17 protein-coding genes and 1 pseudogene are annotated in these 19,660 nt (G+C 61.3%); 12 read left to right on the top strand and 6 right to left on the bottom strand.

Going from position 1 to position 19,660, the window contains the following annotated elements:
* The 12 genes and pseudogenes from BMY45_RS19790 to BMY45_RS19735 all read left to right on the top strand — a co-directional run bounded on the left by BMY45_RS19790 (nt 1) and on the right by BMY45_RS19735 (nt 13,350).
* The gene (locus BMY45_RS19790; RefSeq protein ID WP_092400491.1) at nt 1-1,593 is read left to right on the top strand and encodes a GumC family protein; all 1,593 of its coding nucleotides are present in this window, start codon (nt 1-3) and stop codon (nt 1,591-1,593) included.
* Nucleotides 1,590-2,693, top strand: coding sequence for a glycosyltransferase family 4 protein (locus tag BMY45_RS19785; RefSeq protein WP_092400489.1), 1,104 nt, complete (start codon nt 1,590-1,592; stop codon nt 2,691-2,693). The genes BMY45_RS19790 and BMY45_RS19785 overlap by 4 nt, the downstream gene beginning before the upstream one ends.
* A complete protein-coding gene (locus tag BMY45_RS19780) occupies nt 2,690-4,060 on the top strand; it encodes an O-antigen ligase family protein (RefSeq protein WP_092400487.1) in 1,371 nt (456 codons plus the stop codon). The genes BMY45_RS19785 and BMY45_RS19780 overlap by 4 nt, the downstream gene beginning before the upstream one ends.
* Nucleotides 4,057-5,013 (top strand): glycosyltransferase family 2 protein, encoded by a 957-nt coding sequence (locus BMY45_RS19775; RefSeq protein WP_092400485.1) that lies wholly within the window; start codon nt 4,057-4,059, stop codon nt 5,011-5,013. The genes BMY45_RS19780 and BMY45_RS19775 overlap by 4 nt, the downstream gene beginning before the upstream one ends.
* On the top strand, nt 5,006-6,142 hold the full coding sequence (locus BMY45_RS19770; protein WP_092400483.1) for a glycosyltransferase family 2 protein: 1,137 nt from the start codon (nt 5,006-5,008) through the stop codon (nt 6,140-6,142). Before BMY45_RS19775 ends, BMY45_RS19770 begins: the two co-directional genes overlap by 8 nt.
* 11 nt (nt 6,143-6,153) lie before the next feature.
* Nucleotides 6,154-7,158: a polysaccharide deacetylase family protein gene (locus tag BMY45_RS19765; protein ID WP_092400481.1), complete on the top strand. Its 1,005-nt coding sequence runs from the start codon at nt 6,154-6,156 to the stop codon at nt 7,156-7,158.
* Complete coding sequence (locus BMY45_RS19760; protein ID WP_092400479.1) at nt 7,155-8,459, top strand: lipopolysaccharide biosynthesis protein; 1,305 nt, start codon at nt 7,155-7,157, stop codon at nt 8,457-8,459. Before BMY45_RS19765 ends, BMY45_RS19760 begins: the two co-directional genes overlap by 4 nt.
* A 238-nt stretch (nt 8,460-8,697) precedes the next feature.
* Nucleotides 8,698-9,387 carry an N-acetyltransferase gene (locus BMY45_RS19755; protein WP_092400477.1) on the top strand — a complete coding sequence of 230 codons (690 nt, stop codon included), beginning with the start codon at nt 8,698-8,700 and terminating at the stop codon, nt 9,385-9,387.
* A gap of 210 nt (nt 9,388-9,597) precedes the next feature.
* A complete protein-coding gene (locus tag BMY45_RS19750; RefSeq protein ID WP_092400475.1) occupies nt 9,598-10,287 on the top strand; it encodes an N-acetyltransferase in 690 nt (229 codons plus the stop codon).
* A gap of 5 nt (nt 10,288-10,292) precedes the next feature.
* Nucleotides 10,293-11,471: a GNAT family N-acetyltransferase gene (locus tag BMY45_RS19745; RefSeq protein WP_092400473.1), complete on the top strand. Its 1,179-nt coding sequence runs from the start codon at nt 10,293-10,295 to the stop codon at nt 11,469-11,471.
* On the top strand, nt 11,443-12,234 hold the full coding sequence (locus tag BMY45_RS19740) for a carbohydrate deacetylase (protein ID WP_092400471.1): 792 nt from the start codon (nt 11,443-11,445) through the stop codon (nt 12,232-12,234). Before BMY45_RS19745 ends, BMY45_RS19740 begins: the two co-directional genes overlap by 29 nt.
* A gap of 173 nt (nt 12,235-12,407) precedes the next feature.
* A pseudogene (locus tag BMY45_RS19735) lies at nt 12,408-13,350 on the top strand (alpha/beta hydrolase).
* Nucleotides 13,351-13,552: 202 nt separating this feature from the next.
* Here BMY45_RS19735 and BMY45_RS19730 read toward each other — a convergent pair.
* The 6 genes from BMY45_RS19730 to BMY45_RS19705 all read right to left on the bottom strand — a co-directional run bounded on the left by BMY45_RS19730 (nt 13,553) and on the right by BMY45_RS19705 (nt 19,551).
* Nucleotides 13,553-15,295, bottom strand: a complete 1,743-nt coding sequence (locus BMY45_RS19730; RefSeq protein WP_092400469.1) for an ABC transporter substrate-binding protein — start codon at nt 15,293-15,295, stop codon at nt 13,553-13,555.
* A gap of 95 nt (nt 15,296-15,390) precedes the next feature.
* A complete protein-coding gene (locus tag BMY45_RS19725; protein ID WP_047228550.1) occupies nt 15,391-15,663 on the bottom strand; it encodes a DUF2160 domain-containing protein in 273 nt (90 codons plus the stop codon).
* A 10-nt stretch (nt 15,664-15,673) separates the two neighbouring features.
* The gene (locus BMY45_RS19720; protein ID WP_092400467.1) at nt 15,674-16,474 is read right to left on the bottom strand and encodes a carbohydrate ABC transporter permease; all 801 of its coding nucleotides are present in this window, start codon (nt 16,472-16,474) and stop codon (nt 15,674-15,676) included.
* A 10-nt stretch (nt 16,475-16,484) separates the two neighbouring features.
* On the bottom strand, nt 16,485-17,351 hold the full coding sequence (locus BMY45_RS19715) for a carbohydrate ABC transporter permease (RefSeq protein WP_092400465.1): 867 nt from the start codon (nt 17,349-17,351) through the stop codon (nt 16,485-16,487).
* Nucleotides 17,348-18,457: an ABC transporter ATP-binding protein gene (locus BMY45_RS19710; protein WP_092400463.1), complete on the bottom strand. Its 1,110-nt coding sequence runs from the start codon at nt 18,455-18,457 to the stop codon at nt 17,348-17,350. Before BMY45_RS19710 ends, BMY45_RS19715 begins: the two co-directional genes overlap by 4 nt.
* Nucleotides 18,457-19,551, bottom strand: coding sequence for an ABC transporter ATP-binding protein (locus BMY45_RS19705; RefSeq protein WP_047228554.1), 1,095 nt, complete (start codon nt 19,549-19,551; stop codon nt 18,457-18,459). The genes BMY45_RS19710 and BMY45_RS19705 overlap by 1 nt, the downstream gene beginning before the upstream one ends.
* Nucleotides 19,552-19,660 lie beyond the last annotated feature (109 nt).

Below are 19,660 nucleotides of genomic sequence, written 5' to 3'. Positions count from 1 at the left end.
ATGAACCCCAAGGAAAACTATCTGCATGAGTTCTTCAGGATTTTCTTCGCCAACAAGCAATGGGTGAAGCGAGTCTTCCTGATCTTCGCCGTGATCGCCCTGGCGCTGCCGTTGATGCTCAAACAGAGCTTCGACATCACCGCCCAGGTCATCGTCCAGTCGAAAAAACTCTCCCAGGGCGACGCCACCACGTCGCTGAACCAGGAAGACGCCACCTTCATTCCACCGTCCCTGGCGGACATGGAAACCGAGAGCAATATCCTGCGCTCGCCGGCCCTGATCCGGCAGACCATCAGCACCCTGCGCGACCAGGGCGAGTACAGCCCCAGCCCCGGCATCCTCAACAAATGGGTGAGCGAGCCGCTCAAGCACTATGTCACCACGCCGCTGCGCGAGTATGTCGTCAACCCGCTGCGCGACGGCCTGGGACTGGAAGTCGATCCGGTGCGAGATACCACGCTCGACATGCTGACCGACGAAGCCATCGCCAACCTGAAAATCGAAACCCTGCCAGGCTCCAACGTCATCTCCATCGTCTACAGCTTCGGCGACCCGGCCCAGGGCACTCGGTTCGTGGCGCAACTGCTGGAGAACTACCTCTCCAGTCGCCAGGACCTGCAATCGATCGAGCTGCCGCAAGCCTTCTATGAGCAAAAGAAAACCCAGTACCAAACTCGCCTAGACGGACTGGAAGGCACCCGCCTGGCGCTGCTTGAAGACGTCAGCTCCTCAGATCCCAAGGAGGAGATCACCTTCCGACTGAACGCCATCAACACCGAAGAACAGGCCTTGAACCTGTACCGCGATCGTCTGCTGCAAAGCCAGCGCTGGCTCGATTACCTCAAGACCAGCCTGACGGCGGCGAACAGCTCGCGGTTCAACGACTACACCTTCCCCTTCACCTTCACCACCACTGTGGACAACATCGCTTTCGAAGACCGGGAGATCAAACAACTGGGTGAGCAACTGACCACCCAGGTCAGCCGCTACATGAATGACCTGGCGATCTTCCAGCCCGGCAGCGAACCGATGCTATTGACTCGGGAGCAGATCGCACGCACCCGCCAGCAGTTTCTCAAAGTGGTGAGCAACCGCATCCAGGAACGCACCAACGACCTGGCAATCGTCAGCTCGGTGATCGACCAGAAAACCGCGCGCATCGCCGCGTTCAAGGAGCGCATCCATCAGTTGCAGCAAACCCAGAGCAAGCTGCGGCAGATGGACACCGAGATCAATGCTCTGCATGCGGCATTTTCCACCTACGCTCAACGGTTCGCCGAGAGCAGCACCGCTCGGGCGCTGGACAACGACCTATCCAACGCTCGCGTCCTGAGCCCGCCGTTCGAACCGACCGCCGCGGCGTTTCCCAAGCCAATGCTGATTATTGCGTTCGGTCTGTTCAGCGGCTTGCTCCTGGCGATCGCCCTGGTCTATGTGCGTGAGTTCTTCGACCATCGCTTCAAGCACCCTGCCCAGATTACCCAGCAACTGGATGTACCGGTGCTGCTGGTGATCAACGAGCAGAACCCCGACCAGGTCAACCCGCACCGCAACTGGAGCCTGCCCAGCCTTGTCCATTGGGTGCGCAATTGAACGCGCCGGTGGGCCCGACTTGCCGCAGCAGCGCCCTGCCGATCATTCATTTGCTCGACAGCGGCGGCTTCTACGGGGCCGAACGGATGTTGCTCGATCATTGCCTGGCCACGCCGGGGCAGCACCAAGTGCTGTTCCTGGCGGCGCCGCCGACGTTGATCACGCGCTTTCGCCAAGCCGGAGTCGATTGCCGCCACTGCGCCAGTTGGGCCGAGCTGGTGCAGCACCTGCGCCAGCGACGGGAGGAGCAGCCGCTGATCAACACCCATAACTTCAAGGGTCTGCTGTTCGGCTGGGCCGCGGCCACGCTGCTGCGCTTGCCCCTGGTCATCACCCAGCACGGCTTCACCCCGCGCAGCACCAAGCAACGGTTCTACACCTGGCTGAGCCTGCAACTGTGCCGGACCGCCTCGGTCAAGCGCGTGGTCTGCGTGGCCGAAAGCATTGCCGTGCTGCACCGCCAGGCCAGCGTGCGCGCGGAAAAACTCGACGTGATTCCCAACGGCCTGCCGTCGGTCACAGCACCGCTGCCTCATCGTGACGACAGGCTGCGCTGGCGGGTCGGCTACGTCGGTCGCTTGAGCCACGAGAAAGGCCCGGACCTGTTCCTCGACGCCATGATCCCGCTGTGCCAGCGGCATGCATCGCTGCACGCGGTGATGCTCGGCGACGGCCCGGAACGTCAGGCCTTGCTCAAGCGCATTGCCGACGCAGGCCTGCCGACTCGCATCGAGCTGCCCGGTTATCAGACCGACATGAACCCCTGGTGGAGTCAGCTCGACGCGCTGGTGATCAGTTCGCGTACCGAAGGCACACCGATGATTCTGCTCGAAGCGATGCAGGCCGGAGTGCCGGTGGTGGCATTCGGCGTGGGGGGCATTCCCGATGTGCTGCAGGACCGTCACAACGGCCTGCTCGCGTCGCCGGCCGACAGCGCCGAACTGGCCCGGCAGATTGAAACACTGTTTGGCGAACCGCCCCTGGCGCGGATCCTGGCCGACAACGCGCGCCGCACCCAACGGGACCGCTATGACCTGCGCGCCCTGGCCGAACGCTGGTCGCAGCTCTATATCCGCACGGCACGGGAGGCTCGTCCATGATTGTCCCGCTCTCAATCGTCAGCCTGCTGGGCCTGGTTTGCCTGGTGTTGCTGGCCAGCCCCTATCCCTTCCTGGCGCCGGGGGCGGTGCTCGGCCTGGTGGGCGTCGCCGTGCTGTACCGCAAACCCGGCTGGGGCTTGCTGGGCATTGCCGCGCTGGTACCGTTCGAAGGTCTGTTCAAGGAGAATGCTTTTTCAGGCAGCAAATTCTTCGGCGTGGCGCTGATTCTGATCCTGATGCTGCAACTGGCCCTGCGCCAGATTCCCTCATCACGCTTGCGCAGCAATATCTGGCGGCCGCTGATCGCCTTCATGATGCTCTATGGCCTGAGCCTGTTGCTGTCGCAGAACCTGGGCCTGTCCATGACCCATTTGCGCGAACTGATGGTGGGGCTGATTCTGTTCGTGATCACCCTGCTGATCGGTCGCGAGCTGAACCTGGACCTGTTCTGCCGGCTGATGACCCTGAGCGTGAGCACCACCTGTGTGCTGGCCATGTTCTCGGCCAAATACCAGGACCAGGGCCGCGCGTCCGGCCTGTTGGAAGACCCGAACACCTTTGCCCTGCTGATCGCCTTTACCGTGCCGCTGGCATTGTTGCTGGTATTACGCAGCCCGAACCTGTTGCACCGGTTATTCTGGGGTGGCTGTTTCATCCTGCTGCTGGGCGGCATGACCAAGACCGAATCGCGCTCCGGGCTGGTGGTGCTGTTGCTGAGCCTGGTGATTGGCCTCTATCACTATCGTGCACAACTGCCGCGCATCCGCCCGCGACACCTGGGCTTCGCCATGTTCGGGCTGGCCATCCTGATTCCCTTGGGGATCGCGGTGATGCCGGCCGGCTACGTGGCGCGCATCCAGTCGCTGAGCATCCTCAGCGCTGGCGCCAGTGCCCACAAAGACGAATCCCTGGGCCGACGCGCCTCGTACATCGTGGTCGGCAGCCAAATGATCCGCGAGAACCCAGTGCTGGGCAGCGGTCCGGGCACCTTCCCGCTGCACTACGCGCCCACCGGCTACGCCAAGGCGTTCTCGGCCAATCGCAAGCTGGGGGATCTGTATCGCCGGGCCCATAACACCTATCTGGAAATCTTCAGCGAGATCGGCATCCCGGGCGGGCTGATGTTCGTCGGCATGCTCGGCCTGGGCCTGTACAACCTGCTGCGCGCCCGCCAGCTCTGGTTGCAGCGGCGGGACTGGACGCAGGCAGACTTGGTGACGCACCTGGGCATGAGCTTCCTGTCGCTGACGCTGTTTTTGATGTTCCTCAGCGCCCCCAACCATAAGTTGCTGTGGATCATGCTCGCCCTCACCAGCGTGTTGCGCTACGACGCCGAACAGGCAACACCGCAGGAGGTCCGGCCATGACCTGCATCAGCATTGTGATCCCGATGTTCAACGAGGCCCGACACATTGGCCGTACGTTGCAGACGGCGCAGGAAGCCGCCCGCCAGGCGCAGATGGACTGCGAGCTGATCGTGGTGGACAACGGCTCCGACGATCATGGGCCGCGCATCGCCAACGAACTGGGCGCGCGCGTGCTGATCGTGCCCGGCGTGCACATCGGCGCCCTGCGCAACTGCGGTGCGGCCGTCGCCCACGGGGAATGGCTGGCGTTCATCGACGCCGACATCGAGATGCCGGCCAACTGGCTCACGCTGTTACTGGAACTCCAAGGCCAGGGCGATGTGCTGGGCCTGGACTTGGACACCCCCGCTCAGGCGCCTTGGTTCGCTCAAGCCTGGCAACGCCGCAGCCAACGCCCAGGCTCGCGTCCATTGCACCGAGTGCAGTGGCTGCCCAGCGCCAACCTGTTGTTGCGTCGCCAGTGGTTTGAGCAGGTCAGGGGGTTCGACGAAACCCTGCGCACGGGCGAAGACAAGGATTTTTCCCTACGCCTGCGCGACGCCGGGGCGCAATTGCTGCTGGTCAATGAAAGCGTGGCCCTGCATTGGGGCTACGAAGGCAGTTGGCGGGAGTGGATGAGCAAGGAACTGTGGCGCCAGGGCAGCCATTTGCAATTGTTGCGCAGCCATGGTCCGAGCCTGCGTCTGTTGCGCTTTCCCGCACTGTCCATCGGTGCCTGGGGCCTGGATTTTCTGGCGTTGGTCGCCCTGTTCCAGGGCCAGCCGCGCATTGCCCTGATGCTGCTGTTGCTGACCTCCCTGCCCGCTTTGTTCCTCAGTCTGCGCCAAAGCGGGCGTGACGTGCGCCTGACGCTGCAACTGTGGGCCTTGCACGGGGTGCGCTTGCACCTGACCGGCGCCGCGCTGCTTCTCAACCTTTGTCATTGGAACGTCAGGAGACCTGCCCGTGGCTGAATTTCTTTACTGGTCGTGCCTGTTGCTGCCGGTGTACGCCTACCTCGGTTATCCGCTGATGCTGAGCCTGCTGGCGCCGCTGTTTCCGCTCCGGCGCTACGGGCCGGCGTTGCCGATGAACGTCAGCATTGTCATCGCCGCCCATAACGAGGCACGGCACATCGAAGAGAAGCTGCGCACCTTGCTGGCCCAGGACTACCCGGCGCGCTCGCTGCAAATCATCCTGGCCAGCGACGGTTCCACCGACGACACGGTGGCCTGCGCTCGGCAGGTCATCGACCCGCGCATCACCGTGCTCGACCTGCCGCGCCAGGGCAAGGCCGCTGCCCTGAATACCGGCGTGGCCCACAGCACCGGAGAGATTCTGGTGTTCACCGATGCCGACAACCAATGGGCCGACGATACCCTCGGGCACCTGCTGGCCCCGCTGGACGATCCGGAAGTCGGCGCCTGTGCCGGGCACATGGAAATCCCCGTGCCGGGCAAGGGCCTGAGCCTGGGCGATAGCTTGTATCGGCATTACGAAGGCTGGCTGCGTCAGGTGGAGAGCCGCACAGGCTGCATGGTCTCGGCCGATGGCGCCTTGCTGGCCTTGCGTCGCGAGCTGTTTGAACCCATACCGGCGCAGGTCAACGACGACTTCTTCCTGAGCACCTGTGCGCCGGCGGCGGGTAAATCCATCGTGTATGCGCCACTGGCCCGGGTCACCGACCAGGGTGTAGACGAAGCCGACAAACAGTTTCGCCGTCGCCAGCGGGTCACCGTGGGCGGCCTGCAAAGCCTGGCCCAGCGCCGGCAGTTGCTCAACCCCCTGCGTCACGGGCTCTACGCCATCGGCCTGATCAGCCACAAACTGATCCGTCGTCTGGCGCCAGTGTTGCTATTGCCGCTGCTGCTGAGCAACGCCTGGCTGTGGAATGAACATCTGTTCTATCGCCTGAGCCTGGTGGCGCAACTGCTCGGCTACGCCATCGCAATGATCGGCTTACTGGACGTAAGCCACCGCTTGCCCAAGCCCTTTCGCCTGGCCGCGTTCGTGCTGGTGACGCTGGCGGGCATGAGCATCGGGCTGTGGCAGTTTCTGCGAGGTCATCGTTATAGCCAATGGAACCCCGAGCAGAACCGCTAAGGAGACGGCCCATGTCCATCAAACAAGTCTTCAAGCGCACCGGCGGCTGGCTGTACCTGAACACCTCCCTGGGTCGTGGTCCGTTGCGTGGTGCCGGCGTGATTCTGATGCTGCACCGGGTCCTTAACAATGACCGCGCCGCCGAGCTGCCCCATCGCAACGAATTGTGCGTGGGGCCAGAAGCCTTCGAGCATTTGCTGATCTGGCTGCAACGCTATTTCGAATGCGTGCCCTTGATGAGCCTGCTGTTGGCGGACCCTGAAAGCGTCCCGAATCGCCCGCGAGTGGCGCTGACCTTCGACGACGGCTGGCGTGACAACGCGATGAATGCCTTTCCTTTGCTGCGCCAATACCAGGTGCCGGCGAGTATTTTCCTGTCCACCGATTTCATCGGCAGCCGCCAGCACTTCTGGTGGGAAAGCATTGGCGAAACCCTGTGGGGCAGCCATGGACAAGTGGCGCGACATTCATTGATCGAGCATTTGCAGCACGCCGGCCGACCGTTGCCGGTGATGCTCGACGACCTGGATGACCAGCGCCGCAGCCTGTCGCTGATGCACTATCTGCAGAGCCTCAAGAGCCTTGACCCGCAGGTTTTGAACGACCTCACCGACGCCTGCCCCACGGGCGCCCAACCCCAGGCCCTGGACTGGTTCCAGGTACGGATGCTGGAAGATTCCGGGCTCATCCGCTTCGGCCCCCATGGTGCCAGCCACGCGATTCTCACCGCGCTGGATGATCAGCGCCTGCACGAAGAGCTGAGCCGCAGTCGGGCGGCCCTGGAGAACGGTTGCGCCCAGCCGCTGCCGGTGTATTGCTACCCCAATGGCGATCACGATGAGCGCGTGCGTCAACAGGTGGCAGCCCACGGCTTTCCATTTGCCCTGGGCACCGAAACCGGCTTGTATCGCACCGACGGCGACCCGTTGAACCTGCCGCGCTTCGGCGTCAGCCAACGCAATGCCCAGCACCCTGAATTGCTGGCTTGGCGCATTCGCCGGGGGACACGCCCATGAGCCGCGGCCACTACCTCAAGCATCTGGCCCTGAGCATGGGCACACGCCTGGCGATGATTGGCCTGCGCCTGCTGCGCAATGTGCTGCTGGCGCGGATCCTTGGGCCCAGTGAACGCGGGCTGTTCGCACTGCTGAGTACCCTGCCGGACCTGATCAGCGCCGTCACCAGTGGCGGCTTGAATTCGGCCGTGGGCTATCAAGCGGCTCAACAACGTTCGATGGGCCTTTTGCTCAGCCAAGTGCTGGTCTTCGGCTGCCTGTTGGCCGGGTTGTTGACGGTACTGGTCGTGGCGCTGGTGCGCGAATTCGGCGGCGAACTGGACATCACCACGCAGTTGGGGCTGTTGGCGTGGCTGCTGCTGTTGGCGGTGCCGTTGACCGTGCTCAAGAGCGGCCTGCTGACCCTGCACAATGCCTCCGGCGGCGTTGGCGCCTTCAATGCCCTGCGACTGATGGAGTCCCTGGCACCGCTGTTACTGTTCCTGGCACTGTTCTGGATGTGGAAAGACACTGCCCTGGAAGCGGCGCTGATCAGTTGGTTGGCAGGTCTGAGCCTGGTGGTGTTGGCCGGTTGGGTCTGGCTGCGGCGGGACCACCCGTTCACCTTGCAATGGGATCGCTCCCACCAGAAGGAGCTGTTGCGCTACGGCGCCCGCAGCCACCCCGATTTGATGTTCCAGCAGGTGGTACTGCGCTCGGACTACCTGTTCATCGGCGCTCTGCTGGGCAGCACTGCCCTGGGCCATTACGCCATGGCCAGCGCCGCCGCGGAACTGCTGCTGATCGTGCCGGAGGCGGTTACCACACCGCTGATGAAGCGCCTGCTGCAGCAGGACTCCGACATGAAACGCCTGACGCCTCTGGCCCTGCGCCTGACCGCCACGGTCATGCTCGGCGCCTGCCTGGGCATGGCACTGATTGGTGAATGGCTGATCGTCACGCTGTTCGGCGCGGCCTACCAACCGGCGTATCCCGCCTTGCTGGCGCTGCTGCCGGGGCTGTTCGGGCTGTGTTACGCGAGCATTTTGCGCCTGGATCTGCTGGGCAAGAACCGCCCCGGTACGGTTTCGCTGCTGATGGGGGTTGGGGCGTTATTAAACCTGGCGTTGAACCTGATCCTGATTCCGCGTTACGGCATCGTCGGGGCCGCCGCGGCTTCTTCGATCGCCTATATGACCGTGACCATCGCGCTACTGGCGATGTACTGCCGCCTCAGTGGCGTGGCGTTGTGGCAGACGCTGATCATCCTGCCCAGTGACCTGCTGCCGATGCGGCAGATGCTGATGGGGAAATCCGCATGAACGCCGTCGTCAGGCAGACCGCCATCGCGAGCAGGCTCGCTCCCACAGGGCCCGGCGCCGGGCACAAAAACTGCGGTCGCTACACCTCCAATGTGGGAGCGAGCCTGCTCGCGATGGGGTCGGCCCGGAGCCTATGCAAACCCGTCAGATCGGGTTTCTCCTGCCCGCAGACACCCTGTTTTGCCATGGATTGGAGCACACCCCTTTTCTCCCAACATACCACCCGTCAGGAGGCACCATGAAGTCCCTGCAAAAATTGCGTGATCGCATCCAGAAGAAAGGCCTGCGCGCCGTGTTCAAACAGCTGTGCAGACACTACGTGTTTTTCCACTCCCAACTGATATGGATGGAGCGTGATCTGGTCAGTCCTGTGCGACCTTGCAAGCTTAAGCCTTATGCACCGGTACGCCGGGAAATCATCACGACCAGCAACGCCGACGCTTTCGCCACTCACTTCGGCGACCGTGTCGAGACCATGCGTGAGCTGGCAGCCGAAGGCCACACCGGCCTGATGTACCTGGACGACAAGGGCGATACCATCGGTTTCATCTGGGCCAGTCAACGCGACTATTTCGATCGCCACTTCTATGGTTGCTGGTTCCCAGTCAAGCCGGGCGAGTTCTTCGAGTTCGGCGGTGAAATGATCCGCGCCTATTGGGGCAGCCAGTTGTCCGTGGACGTACAGCTGGACCTCTGGAAGACCATGGCCGACAAAGGCAGCGACAAGGTAGTCGACGTCTGCGACCTGCAGAACATTCCAGCCGTCAAACTGCACCTGCGCATGGACTATCGGGAACGCGGCCAAATCACTCACGTGTATTGCCTGTTTGGCCGCTGGCGGTTTTTCCGCGACACGTTTTACACCGGCTCGGCACTGGGCGCTTTTCAAAAACCGGCCCCGCCGGTTGCATCGACTGCGGCGGCCTGATGTCCATGGCGATCCGGCTCCAATGGTGTCGCTCCTTGCCGCCTCAGCGGTGTGGCGCCGTGGCAGACACAGATCATCCTGCCCAGCGACTTACTGCCGATACGCCGCAGGCTGATGGGGACATCAGCATGAAGGCGCTCGTCAGCCACCCCCCCATCGCGAGCCAGCTCGCGATGGGGGGCACCAACCCGCCACCCGTCAGGAGGGGCCATGAATATTCTGCAAAAATTGCGTGATCGCATTCAGAAAAAAGGTCTGCGTGCCGTTCTAAAACAGCTGTGCAGACACTACGTATATTTCCACGAGCAACTGGTGTGGATGGAACGGGATCTGGTCAGCCCGATACAGCCTAACAAGCTCAGGCCCTATACGCCGTTGCGCCGGGAACCCATTACCACCTGCAATGCCGATGCTTTCGCCAGATATTTTGGTGACCGTGTCGAGACCATGCGCGAACTGGCTGCCGAAGGCCACACCGGACTGATGTACCTGGACAGCAAGGGTGACACCGTCGCTTTCATCTGGGGCAGTACACGGGACTATTTCGACCGCCATTTCTTTCGCTGCTGGTTCCCGGTCAAACCGGGTGAGTTCTTCGAGTTCGGCGGTGAACTGTACCGCGCCTACTGGGGGACCCAGCTATCGGTGGATATCCAGCTGGATCTGTGGAAAGCCATGGCCAAGCAGGGTTGCGACAGAGTAGTCGACGTCTTCGAGCGGCGGAACATTCCAGCCGCCAAGCTGCACCTGCGCATGGACTATCAGGAGCGCGGCCAGATCACCCATATGTATTGCTTGTTCGGCCGCTGGCGGTTCTTCCGTGACACGTTTTACACCGGCTCGGTCTTGGACTCTTTTCGTAAACCGGCCAAGCCGGTTACATCTACTGCGGCGGCCTGACGTCCATGGCGATCCGCTTTCAATGGTGTCGCTCTCTGGGCGCGGCGGACTTTCCTGTTTCAGCTTATGAACAGCTGCGAACCCAGGTGTCCGACGCAACACCGTTCAACACCCTGGCCTGGCTGCAAGCGGCGGAATTTGCCCTGTTGCCCGATCAGCAATTGCATGTGCTACTGGGCTGGCAGGACCAGGACCTGTCTCTATGCCTACCCCTGATTTCGGGACGTGAGCGTATCAGCGGACTGCGGTTCCGAGTATTGCATCACTTGGGTTACCCCTTGGCCGACCGCATCGCTCTGATGGCGCGCCTGGACGCCGAAGGCATGGGCCAGGCGCTGATGCAGATCCGTCAGCATGTGCCCCACGCGATGCTGCAACTCAATGAAGTGGTGGAACCGGTTGGCGAGCAAAGCGTCCTCAGCGCCTGGATGGCACTGAGTTCCACCGGAGAGCGGCGGCTCAGCTGCCGGGTTCCGGTGCACCTGATCAGCGACAGCGACCATCAGGAAGTTTCCGGCGATCCACGCTACAAATTGCGCCGGGCGCGCAAGCGGATCGCCGCTTGCGGCGCCGAAATCCGTCGAGTGACGCCGGACGCTATCAGCATGGGACAGCTGTTGCGGGCGCTTGCCGATGTCGAGGCCGCCAGCTGGAAAGGCGAGGAAGGTGTCGGGATCTTCGCCGACCCCAGGCGCCGTCAGTGGATGAATCACGCCTTCACCGCCCTCGCCGCCCAAGGCCTGGTGCGGATAGTGATGCTGGAACTGAACGGCGAGTGCATAAGCTATCGCCTCGGTCTGTTGGACCAGGGGCGACTGTATGACTACAACCTGGCGTTCCTGCCGCAGCATGCCGACCTGGGCAGCGGCCGTGTGTTGCTCGAAGAGTGGATCCGCTGGGGGCTGGACGAGAACTGGCGGTGGATCGATGCGTCACGGGTCAGTCTCGATAATTCCAGCCATCAATTGCACGAACGCATGACCGGACAACTGGAGCACTGGCGTTGGAGTTTTTATTCGTGGCAACCCGATGGACTGATCCTCGGGCTCGCCTTGCGGCTCTGGAAAAGTCTTAAACCCTGGCTTCGCAAACACCCTCCCCAAAAAACCACCGCAACAGACTCACCTTCTATCCCCAAGGAAAAGGAGATTTCCCATGCCCCACCAAGTGATCATCAACGCTGACGACTTCGGACTGTGTTTGAGTGAAAACACGATAATCGTTCGAGCGTTCGAAGCAGGCCTAATCAGTTCCGCGACCATAATGGCCAATATGCCGGGCTTCAAACAGGCGTGCGTGCAGTCCCGACAGCCCCGGCTCAAAGGGCGCATCGGCCTGCATTTCAATCTCAGCCATGGGCAGCCGTTGAGCCAGGCCATAAAGTCGCGCCCGGCATTTTGCGATGCACACGGCCAGTTCGACTTCAGTCTGTCACGCTCTTGCCTACGTCTGGGCTCAAAAGACATCGCGGCAATAGAGGACGAACTTCAGGCGCAATGGCAACGCTGCCTGGATCACGGATTGCGTCCAAGCCACCTGGACTCGCATCAGCACGTGCACAACATCTGGCCCATCGGAGAACAGGTCGCGCGCTTCGCTGCGCGCCAAGGTGTGCCCATTCGCCTGGCGCGTAACCTCGGAGCAAACCTGACTGTACCCAAGCGCATCTTCAAGGCCTTGCTCAACCGCCGCCTGCGTCGTTTATGCGGCGCGACGGCTGACTATGTCTGCACACCGGCCGACTTGCAGCACGCCGCAGCACCCGACCATGGTTTGCTGGAGGTGATTGTTCATCCGGTGCAACTGGATGGGGACTTCGGCGACGCCTACCTGGCTCCTGGCTGCTCGTTGACCCAGGTGCTGCATCAGCGCCTGGCGGGAGTGCCGAAGGTGGGGTATGGCAAGACTGAGCGGAGATTTGAGCCAGTTCCGCTTGAGAGTGCATAATTCCCCCGCTGCCATAAAGGCTTTATCTTGTGGGGGGATTTACTCCCTCCTCACAAGATCATCTCAGTCACCGAAGACCGTCGCACCAGCGAGGCACGCCGTCCGAAATCCCTGCGTACTCTGAGCAGAATCTGCTAAAAGGCAGCTTTCATCTTGAGCAGTGAATCGCATCGATGTCTTCGTCTCTTCTCTCCCGCCTTGGGCGACGCTGGCTGGCTTTGCTGTGCATGAGCGCGATGGTGGTCGGGCTGCCGGTGGGCTGTGGCGTGTTGCAGCACAAGGAGCGCGAGCTGGTGTTTCGCATCGAGCCGGGGACGGCGACCTGGTTCAGCGGCTTGCCGGGCGACGTCCAGGAGTTCGACCTCAAGCCCAAAAGCTTCAAGGCCGGGGAAAGTATCCACGGCTGGTGGTGGCCGGCCGAACGCAAGAACGCGCCGGCGATTCTGTATCTGCACGGGGTGCGCTGGAACCTGACCGGTCAGCTGTTTCGTATTCGGCAGTTAAGGGCCCTGGGCTTTTCGGTGCTGGCCATCGATTACCGTGGTTTCGGCAAAAGCCAGGGCGATCTGCCGTCGGAAGCCAGCGTCTATGAAGATGCGCGCATTGCCTGGGAGCGTCTTGAAGTGCTGCAACCGGATCCGGCCCTGCGGCTGATCTACGGCCACTCCCTGGGTGGCGCCGTCGCCGTCGACCTCGCTGCGGAACTGGGCCAGAAGGCGGCGAAAGACGGCAGCCTCGTGCCCGCCCGTGGTCTGGTCATCGAGTCCACGTTCACCTCCCTGGGCGATGTCGCCACCGCCATGGCCAACACGTCCCTGCCGGTGCGCTGGTTGCTGTCGCAGAAATTCGACTCCATCGACAAGATCCGCGAGATCAACATGCCGTTGCTGGTGGTGCACGGCGCCGCCGACCGCTACGTCCCGCCGCGTTTCAGTGAGCAATTGTTCAATGCCGCCCAGGAGCCAAAGCGCCCTGCTGCTGGTGCCAGGCGCGACGCACAACAACAGCATGAACCTGGCGGGCAGCACCTATCGGCAGGCATTGGAGGCCCTGATGAAAGCCGGGCCATCGCCAGTGGCCGGACAACCTCATACCAGAGCGGCCAAGGCTGGCTGATCACCTTTGCCGCCAATCCCCCTGTGGGAGCGAGCCTGCTCGCGATAGCGGTGGGTCAGTTTGCAGACAGGCTGGATGTGCTGCCGTCATCGCGAGCAGGCTCGCTCCCACAGGAAGTTGTGTGCACTTCAGACGCCCTCTGGAGCCGGGCACGAAAAAAAACGGCACCTTGCGGTGCCGTTTTTTCATTGCAGATCCAGCTTTATTTACGTGCCGCTTCCCATGATTTCAGCAGCTCGGCGTAGCTCACTGTCTCACCTTTAGGCTTCTCGTTGGCCAGTTTCGGCTTCGGTGCGCCCGGCTGGTCGAACCAGTATTGCGCGTCGCGCTCGGGGTTCATTTTCGGGGCGCAGGTGGCCTGGGCCTTGGAGCGCTCCAGACGGGTCATGATCGCGTCCTGATCCTTGGCCAAACCGTCAAGAGCCTGTTGCGGAGTCTTCTCGCCGCTGGCGGCTTCGGCGATGTGGCTCCACCACAGCTGCGCAAGGCGAGGATAATCCGGCACGTTGGTCCCGGTCGGGGACCATTGCACGCGAGCCGGGCTGCGGTAGAACTCCACCAGACCGCCGAGTTTAGGCGCCAGGTCGGTCATGGCTTGGGAATTGATGTCCGATTCACGAATCGGCGTCAAACCCACAATGGTTTTCTTCAGCGACACCGTCTTGGACGTCACGAATTGCGCGTAGAGCCAGGCGGCAAGCCGCTGTTTCTCAGGCGTGGATTTGAGGAACGTCCAGGACCCCACATCCTGATACCCCAACTTCATGCCCTCTTCCCAATACGGTCCGCGCGGCGACGGCGCCATGCGCCATTTCGGCGTGCCATCGGCGTTCATCACCGGCAGGCCCGGTTTAGTCATGTCGGCCGTAAAAGCGGTGTACCAGAAAATCTGCTGGGCGATGTTGCCTTGCGACGGCACCGGTCCGGATTCGGAGAAGGTCATGCCGGCCGCTTCCGGTGGCGCGTACTTCTTCATCCAGTCCACGTATTTGGTGGTCGCGTACACGGCCGCCGGGCCATTGGTATCGCCACCACGGGTCACGCTGGAGCCGACCGGATGGCAGTTCTCGACGCGAATCCCCCACTCGTCCACTGGCAAACCGTTAGGCAGGCCCTTGTCGCCGCCACCGGCCATGGAAAACCAGGCATCGGTGAAGCGCCAGCCCAGGGAGGGATCCTTTTTACCGTAGTCCATGTGACCGTAGACGCGCTTGCCGTCGATTTCCTTGACGTCTTCGGTGAAGAACTTGGCGATGTCCTCGTAGGCCGACCAGTTCACCGGTACACCCAACTCGTAGCCGTATTTCTCCTTGAACTTGGCCTTCAGGTCCGCACGCTCGAACCAGTCGGCACGGAACCAGTACAGGTTGGCGAATTGCTGGTCGGGCAGTTGATAGAGCTTGCCGTCCGGGCCGGTGGTGAACGATGTGCCGATGAAGTCCTTGAGGTCCAGGGTCGGCGAGGTGTAGGCCTTGCCTTCGTTGGCCATCATATCGGTGATCGATTCGGTCTTGCCGTAGCGAAAGTGCGTCCCGATCAGGTCCGAGTCGTTGACCCAACCGTCGTAGATGTTCTTGTCTGACTGCATCTGGGTCTGCAGCTTCTCCACCACGTCGCCTTCCTGCAACAGGTCGTGGGTCAGCTCGATCCCGGTGATGTCCCTGAAGGCCTTGGCCAGCACCTTGGATTCATATTCGTGAGTGGCGATGGTTTCCGACACCACGTTGATTTTCATGCCGCGAAACGGCTCGGACGCCTTGATGAACCACTTGAGCTCTTCGAGCTGCTGTTCGGCTGTCAGGGTAGACGGCTTGAATTCACTGCCAATCCATTTTTTCGCCGCGTCTTCATAGGCGTCGGCCCAGGCCGCAGCGCTCAACCCGCTGAGTGCCAGCACGGCTGCCAATGAAACGCTATGTCGCAGCTTATTGTTTTTATCGAACATAGAGACCTCCTGTTTGGGTTTAAGAGCCTGATCGTCGAACCTTCGACGTGGCCTGTACGGTTAACTCGATTGCACGAATTAGCCACACAGGCCACTTAGCCCCACCGCATCACTGCCAACAGCCACACCAAGGACAACGCGAACGCTATCCAGATGCTCCAGTCGGTGGCGCCAATCACCAGCAGATGCAGGTAGGCGCTACCGAGAAGACCGATAAACAACCGATCGCCACGGGTGGTGGCAATCGGCAGGAAACCGCGCCGAGGGATACTCGGCGAACGCAGTTCCCACGTGGTCATGCCTGCCAGCAGCAAGGCAATGACCCCAAAGAAGGCCGCCGTCGGGCCCGTCCAGTTCATCCATTCCATCATCGTCTCCTCAGACCCGGCCCAGGGCAAAGCCCTTGGCCACATGGTTGCGTACGAACCAGATCACCAGCATGCCTGGCAGGATAGTCAACACCCCCGCCGCCGCCAGCACGCCCCAATCGATACCCGATGCCGAGACTGTGCGGGTCATGACCGCCGCGATCGGCTTGGCATTCACCGAGGTGAGCGTGCGCGCCAGCAGCAGTTCGACCCAGGAAAACATGAAGCAGAAAAACGCCGTGACGCCAATGCCGGAGCCAATCAACGGGATGAAGATCTTCGCGAAGAACTTGGGGAAACTGTAGCCGTCAATGTAGGCGGTCTCGTCAATTTCTTTCGGCACCCCGGACATGAAACCTTCGAGGATCCACACCGCCAGCGGCACGTTGAACAGACAGTGGGCCAAGGCCACGGCGATATGGGTATCGAACAGCCCGATGGACGAATACAGCTGGAAGAACGGCAACAGGAACACCGCCGGCGGCGCCATACGGTTGGTCAACAGCCAGAAGAACAGGTGTTTGTCCCCCAGGAACCGGTAGCGGGAAAACGCATAGGCCGCCGGCAACGCCACAGCCAGGGAAATCACCGTGTTCAGGCTGACGTAGTACAGCGAGTTCAGGTAACCGGTGTACCAGCTCGGGTCGGTGAAAATCACCTTGTAGTTCTGGAAGGTGAAATCCTGGGGCCACAGCGTCAGGCTGCCGAGGATCTCGGTGTTGCTCTTGAACGACATGTTCAGCAGCCAGTAGATGGGCACCAGCAGGAACAGGATGTAGATCAGCAACGGAATCAGCTTTCTCTTGCTCATGGCGCGGGCCTCAACGGTTGGCGTCGGAGTGAGTCATGGCGGTATAAAACAGCCACGACACCAACAGAATGATCAGGAAGTACACCAAGGAAAACGCGGCCGCCGGGCCCAGGTCGAATTGACCGATGGCCATCTGAGTCAGGGTCTGGCTCAGGAACGTGGTGGCGTTACCCGGCCCGCCGCCGGTGAGCACGAATGGCTCGGTGTAGATCATGAAGCTGTCCATGAAGCGCAGCATCACCGCGATCAGCAGCACACTCTTCATCTTCGGCAACTGAATATGTCGGAACACCGCCCAGTTGGAAGCCCGGTCGATTCGCGCAGCCTGGTAATACACGTCCGGAATCGCCCGCAACCCGGAATAGCAGAGCAGCGCCACCAGGGACGTCCAATGCCAGACGTCCATCACCAATACCGTGACCCAGGCATCCATGGTGTTGGCCGCATAGTTGTAGTTGATGCCCATGGCGTTGAGCGTGGAGCCCATCAGGCCGATGTCGGCGCGGCCGAAAATCTGCCAGATGGTGCCCACCACGTTCCATGGAATCAGCAGCGGAATCGCCAGGATGATCAACACCAGGGATGACCATTTACCTTTGGTCGGCATGGTCAGGGCGATGGCGATGCCCAACGGAATCTCAATCAGCAGCACGCACGCCGAGTAGATGAACTGGCGCAGCAGCGAGTCGTGCAGCCGGGGATCGAGCAGCACCTGTTTGTACCAGTCGGCGCCGACGAAATAGCGACTGGACTGGTCGAAGATGTCCTGCACCGAATAGTTGACTACGGTCATCATCGGGATCACCGCACTGAACGCCACCAGCAGGAACACCGGCAACACCAGCCACCAGGCCTTGTTGTTCTGCACCTTGTTCATGGCTGCACCTCGCTCAACGGTTCCAGCAAGTATTCATCGGCATACACCATCAGCCATTGGCCCGGAAAACTGATGTACGCGGTGCCTTCGGGCACCGGTTTGTCTTCGGCCAGACGCACCTTGATCGGCGCGCCATCGAGGTTGAGGGTGAGGATCTTGTAGGTGCCCAGGTCTTCGACATGGACCACATCGGCCCGCATCGCATCGTCGTAAGGCCCGTCCCAGACATGGACAAATTCAGGACGAATACCCACCTTCAGGCTTTTGCCTTCGGCCTGGGCAATACCGCGTTGCAAGGTTTCGGACAGCGGAAAGTGGGTGGAGGCGAACCCGACGCCGCCGGGTTGCGCGGTGACCTCGATCAGGTTCATCCCCGGGCTGCCGATGAAATAGCCGACAAAGGTGTGGCTCGGACGCTCGAACAACTCCCGGGGCGTACCGAACTGCACGATCTGGCCGCCATACATCACCGCGATCTTGTCGGCGAAGGTGGACGCTTCCAACTGGTCGTGAGTGACGTAGACCATGGTGATGTTGAACTGCTCGTGGATCTGCTTGAGCTTGCGCCGCAGCTTCCACTTCAGGTGCGGGTCGATCACCGTCAGCGGTTCGTCGAACAGGATCGCCGACACATCGTCGCGCACCAGCCCGCGGCCCATAGAGACTTTCTGTTTTTCGTCGGCGGTAAGGTTGCGGGCCTTTTTGTCCAACAGGTTCTGCAGGTCCAGGACCTCGGCGATTTCCTGCACCTTGGTGTGGATTTTCGCTTCGGCCATGCCCTGGTTGCGCAGCGGGAAGGCCAGGTTGTCGAACACCGTCATGGTGTCGTACACCACCGGGAACTGGAACACCTGGGCAATGTTGCGATGCTCCGGGGTCAGCTCGTTGACGACTTTACTGTCGAACATCACCTGGCCTTCGGAAGGGCTCAGCAGTCCGGAAATGATATTGAGCAAGGTGGATTTGCCGCAGCCCGATGGCCCGAGCAACGCATAGGCGCCGCCCTGCTCCCAGATGTGGTTCATCTCGCGGATCGCGTAATCCTCTGGGCCCGCCGGGGTGCTGGTGTAGCTGTGGGCGAGGTTCTGCAAACGAATTTCAGCCATCAGGCAACCCTCGCAATTCGCTGGCCCGGGGCTTGGACCAGCTTGCCCTGGGCATCGAAGACAAACAGTTTGTGGGTCGGAATGTAGATGCGGATCGGCTCATCCACGTCGTATTCATGGACGCCGGACAAGTGCAGCACCAGCAGGAAATGCTCGTTGCGCACGTGCAGGAATGTCTCCGAACCGCTGATCTCGGCCACCTCGACGGTCACCGCCAACTCCAGGTCGTCGTCGTTGCTCGGCACCAGGGAGATATGGCTGGGCCGCACACCGAAGCGGAACTCACCCTCGCCCACCGGGCGCAGATCGACGTTCAGCGGAAAGTGTACGAAATTGGCAAAGCTCACTTCATTGCCGGCGATACGACCCGGCATGAGATTGATCGGTGGCTCGGAGAACAGCTCGGCGGCCAGTACGGTTTGCGGCTGGTGATACACCGAGGCCGACTTGCCGCTCTGGATCACCCGGCCCTCGTGCAGAATCGTCGTGGTGCCGCCCAAAGCCAGGGCTTCGTTAGGTTCGGTGGTGGCGTACACGGCGATAGTGTGACGGGCCTGGAACAGTTCGCGCATTTCCTGGCGAAGTTCCTCACGCAGCTTGTAGTCCAGGTTCACCAGGGGCTCATCGAACAGGATCAGTTCGGCGTCCTTGACCAGGGCTCGGGCCATGGCGGTGCGCTGCTGTTGACCACCGGACAATTCCAGCGGATGACGCTGCAGGAACTTCTCAATGCGCAGCATCTTCGCGGTTTCCAGCACCTTGCTCTGGATCACCTCGTTGGACACACCGGCCTGGCGCAGCGGCGAGGCGATGTTTTCGAACACGGTCATGGTCGGGTAGTTGATGAACTGCTGATAAACCATCGACACGTTGCGCAGGCGCACCGGGCGCTGGGTGACATCGACGCCGTTCATCAGGATGCGACCGCTATCGGGCTTGTCCAGACCGGCCATCAGGCGCATGAGGCTGGTCTTGCCGGACAGCGTGCGGCCCAGCAGAACATTGAACGATCCGGGTTCGAAACTCAGGTTGGCATCGTCGATCCAGGTCTGGCCTTCGACGGTGCGACAAATGTGCTCAAGCGTTAATGACATGGCTCGGCCTTTTTATTATTTGGAGTCAAGCGACCCGAGACTAAAAGCGAAAGCCGTGCCAGAAATCACAAACCATTGATCGGATTGGATTTTCCTCTATTCCTTCAAA

The sequence above is a fragment of the Pseudomonas sp. NFACC39-1 genome, assembly GCF_900110355.1.
GTDB lineage: Bacteria > Pseudomonadota > Gammaproteobacteria > Pseudomonadales > Pseudomonadaceae > Aquipseudomonas > Aquipseudomonas tehranensis.
Note: the sequence above shows the minus strand (reverse complement) of the source record. Positions and strands in the feature narration are given on the sequence as shown.

Bases quoted from the DNA above. Each gene is read 5' to 3' on its own strand.
- BMY45_RS19790 (WP_092400491.1), top strand. From the start codon at position 1: ATGAACCCCAAGGAAAACTATCTGCATGAGTTCTTCAGGATTTTCTTC.
- BMY45_RS19780 (WP_092400487.1), top strand. From the start codon at position 2,690: ATGATTGTCCCGCTCTCAATCGTCAGCCTGCTGGGCCTGGTTTGCCTG.
- BMY45_RS19775 (WP_092400485.1), top strand. From the start codon at position 4,057: ATGACCTGCATCAGCATTGTGATCCCGATGTTCAACGAGGCCCGACAC.
- BMY45_RS19765 (WP_092400481.1), top strand. From the start codon at position 6,154: ATGTCCATCAAACAAGTCTTCAAGCGCACCGGCGGCTGGCTGTACCTG.
- BMY45_RS19760 (WP_092400479.1), top strand. From the start codon at position 7,155: ATGAGCCGCGGCCACTACCTCAAGCATCTGGCCCTGAGCATGGGCACA.
- BMY45_RS19755 (WP_092400477.1), top strand. From the start codon at position 8,698: ATGAAGTCCCTGCAAAAATTGCGTGATCGCATCCAGAAGAAAGGCCTG.
- BMY45_RS19750 (WP_092400475.1), top strand. From the start codon at position 9,598: ATGAATATTCTGCAAAAATTGCGTGATCGCATTCAGAAAAAAGGTCTG.
- BMY45_RS19745 (WP_092400473.1), top strand. From the start codon at position 10,293: ATGGCGATCCGCTTTCAATGGTGTCGCTCTCTGGGCGCGGCGGACTTT.
- BMY45_RS19740 (WP_092400471.1), top strand. From the start codon at position 11,443: ATGCCCCACCAAGTGATCATCAACGCTGACGACTTCGGACTGTGTTTG.
- BMY45_RS19730 (WP_092400469.1), bottom strand. From the start codon at position 15,295: ATGTTCGATAAAAACAATAAGCTGCGACATAGCGTTTCATTGGCAGCC.
- BMY45_RS19725 (WP_047228550.1), bottom strand. From the start codon at position 15,663: ATGGAATGGATGAACTGGACGGGCCCGACGGCGGCCTTCTTTGGGGTC.
- BMY45_RS19720 (WP_092400467.1), bottom strand. From the start codon at position 16,474: ATGAGCAAGAGAAAGCTGATTCCGTTGCTGATCTACATCCTGTTCCTG.
- BMY45_RS19715 (WP_092400465.1), bottom strand. From the start codon at position 17,351: ATGAACAAGGTGCAGAACAACAAGGCCTGGTGGCTGGTGTTGCCGGTG.
- BMY45_RS19710 (WP_092400463.1), bottom strand. From the start codon at position 18,457: ATGGCTGAAATTCGTTTGCAGAACCTCGCCCACAGCTACACCAGCACC.
- BMY45_RS19705 (WP_047228554.1), bottom strand. From the start codon at position 19,551: ATGTCATTAACGCTTGAGCACATTTGTCGCACCGTCGAAGGCCAGACC.